This window comes from Pedobacter sp. 01N416 (assembly GCF_056399685.1).
Genome location: NZ_JBFTRT010000659.1, coordinates 1 through 2,581 on the forward strand (window position 1 = coordinate 1; position 2,581 = coordinate 2,581).

4 protein-coding genes are annotated in these 2,581 nt (G+C 37.2%); 2 read left to right on the forward strand and 2 right to left on the reverse strand.

Features of this window, described 5'->3' with window-relative positions:
- Both AC1DND_RS25440 and AC1DND_RS25445 read right to left on the reverse strand, forming a co-directional pair.
- Window positions 1–591, reverse strand: a 591-nt coding sequence (locus AC1DND_RS25440; protein ID WP_477585325.1) for a glycosyltransferase family protein, incomplete at its 3' end; no start/stop codon positions are given.
- A 22-nt stretch (window positions 592–613) separates the two neighbouring features.
- Window positions 614–1,222, reverse strand: coding sequence for a ribonuclease HII (locus tag AC1DND_RS25445; protein WP_477585327.1), 609 nt, complete (start codon window positions 1,220–1,222; stop codon window positions 614–616).
- An 86-nt stretch (window positions 1,223–1,308) separates the two neighbouring features.
- On the opposite strand from AC1DND_RS25445, the gene AC1DND_RS25450 reads away from it, so the two are divergent.
- Together AC1DND_RS25450 and AC1DND_RS25455 are read left to right on the forward strand one after the other, a co-directional pair.
- A complete protein-coding gene (locus AC1DND_RS25450; protein WP_477585329.1) occupies window positions 1,309–1,986 on the forward strand; it encodes a hypothetical protein in 678 nt (225 codons plus the stop codon).
- A gap of 9 nt (window positions 1,987–1,995) precedes the next feature.
- The gene (locus tag AC1DND_RS25455; RefSeq protein WP_131028013.1) at window positions 1,996–2,334 is read left to right on the forward strand and encodes a TfoX/Sxy family protein; all 339 of its coding nucleotides are present in this window, start codon (window positions 1,996–1,998) and stop codon (window positions 2,332–2,334) included.
- Window positions 2,335–2,581: the final 247 nt, after the last annotated feature.

Here is a 2,581-nt window from a genome sequence, read left to right on the forward strand (position 1 = left end):
CATTAATATGCTTTGGCGATCGGGCTCAGAAATGGCAAAAATATGGTGGAAACGGTTAATCTGATCGGTTTCATATGCTTTAAGCCGCTGGGCTAAAAAAGCTAAATATTTACGCCTAATGAGAAACTTTTCAGAATGAGAAAGACGTTCCCAAAGGGTAAATTCGATATTGTGTGCCCTGTAAATGAGCTTGGCATTACTGTTTGCCTTAACCACATCCAGATAAGGAACAACAAAAAGCCCCTCAAATTGAATAATATCGAACACGTTTTCTCGTAAGAGATTTTCTAACTGTAGCGCAGCATCTTCGCTATAATAACGGGAAACGTTATAAGATTCGTTAGTGAAAATATTAAAAAATGCCGACCATACATTTACATCTGTATCTAAATCGTAAGTATGGTATTTAATCTGTTCGAAAATAGGATCGTAGATATCCTCGATGTCGATCCGTCCTTTTGAGGGGTTGAGGCTAAACAAAGTAATATCTGCGCCAAGTTGCAGCAAACCTTTTATGGTATTATAAACCACAATAGGATAACCACTATTTGGCGGGAAGGGAACCCGCTTAGTAATCAACAGTATTTTCACAATGTTGTGAAAATACGAAATTTTAGGCGTTTTTTGAAAACAGTTCTAACTGAGGGTCGCTCACATTGAAAGTTTTACGGTGAAAAGGTGATAACCCGATTTCGATTACAGCCTTACGGTGCGCAATAGTTGGGTATCCTTTATTCTGCTGCCAATTGTAATGCGGAAAATCGACGTGTAGATTGGTCATATATTCATCGCGGTGGGTTTTCGCCAGTATAGAAGCGGCAGCGATATTTAGATATTTACCATCGCCCTTTACAATGCAACTGTGTGGAATTTGCGGATAGGTTTTGAAGCGGTTGCCATCAATTACCAGGTATTGTGGTTGGGTATGTAATTTTTCAATCGCCCTGTGCATGGCCAAAAACGAAGCATTTAAAATATTGATCCGGTCTATCTCTTCATGATCACAAGAAGCTACGGCCCAAGCTAAAGCTTCCTGTTCTATTATAGGTCTCAGAGCGGCCCTTTGCTCATGCGATAACTGCTTAGAATCATTTAATCCTTCTAACACAAAACCTTTTGGCAATATTACCGCCGCGGCAAAAACAGGACCAGCGAGGCAACCTCTTCCAGCTTCATCACACCCGGCCTCTAATAATTCTTCCTGATAGCAGTTTAACAACATATTGCAAATTTACTGAAATAGAGATAGTAAGGAAATTATTTTGTTCAACATCTTATAAACATTAATTTTAAGGATAAACAATTCTAATGCACGCTATTAAACTTACTTTAGTTTTTTCTTTGATTTGCCTTGTAGGTTTTGCGCAAAAGAAAAAATACGATATCATGAAGCCACCGGTGGAACCGCCATCGAGAGCAGACTATGCTGTTTTAGAAAAACGCATGGCCTGCATCCATCGAAACACTTATTCACTTGGTGAAAGATTAAAATTTTTCCCGTTTAACCAATACAAAAAGGTAATGTTGATTTCTTTCGAACTACCTGAGCCAAGTGCAGAAATTAATATTGCTGGTAAAACTCAGCCTAAAAATCATAATGAGAAAGAATTCACCGTAGCTTTGTTGGCAAAAAAACAAAAACTAGATCAAACGAGAATCAAAGAAAATAGGATTTTGTCAGCATTGGAGATTGATAAACTAACTGACATCCTATATAATTTTGGCTATAAGTCTACTAAGAGCTATAAGGGATTACTGATAGGAGATGATGGATATAGCTGTTATAATCCCAGAAATGCAATTGTATTTTTAGATGAAAAAGGATTGATAGCAGAATATATTGAGATTTGTTTCGAATGCCATAGAAGAGAAGATAGCTCAGAAAAAATAAAGACAGGAGAATTTTGCACTGAAAAATACGACTTGATCAGAAAATATTTCTACACAGTTGGAATTAAATACGGAACAGGCAAAAATGCACATTAATTTTAGACTATGAAATATAACGAAACCTTAGCGCTTCGCGTTGCCGAACGTTTAATGCATATACAAGATGTAGAGGAAAAAGAAATGTTCAGTGGGCTTATTTTTATGGTGAACGGTAAAATGTGTATAGGTGTTTCTAAAAACAGCATGATGGTGAGACTCGACCCCAATACTTTAGAAAATTTATCCGATAAAGATGGCTGGCAGCAGATGGTTATGGGCGGTAGACCAATGAAGGGCTACGTTTCGGTATCAGAAGATGTTTTAGGCCGGAATGATGAATTGGATTTCTGGGTTAACCTTGCGCTGGCCTTCAATCCTTTTGCGAAAGCATCTAAAAAGAAATAGTCAAATAACTAGCCATTATCTCACTAGCCTTTAAAAACTAGCAAGAGCCATATTTTTTGATTAATTTTGTAGTTCTAATCAAATTTTATGAAAAAAGGGGCTGCTATAGCGGTATTTCTGCTATCGATTTCATTTACTGTTCTGGCTCAAGTTAAAAGAACTGCAACATCAACAGAAACTAAAGAAACAAATTCACAACAATTAAGGGTTCAGGCGCCAGAAGGGCATTATTGTGATTACTGTAAAC

Excerpts from the sequence above, each read along its gene's own strand:
- AC1DND_RS25445 (WP_477585327.1), bottom strand. The coding sequence starts at position 1,222 with ATGTTGTTAAACTGCTATCAGGAAGAATTATTAGAGGCCGGGTGTGAT.
- AC1DND_RS25450 (WP_477585329.1), top strand. The coding sequence starts at position 1,309 with ATGCACGCTATTAAACTTACTTTAGTTTTTTCTTTGATTTGCCTTGTA.
- AC1DND_RS25455 (WP_131028013.1), top strand. The coding sequence starts at position 1,996 with ATGAAATATAACGAAACCTTAGCGCTTCGCGTTGCCGAACGTTTAATG.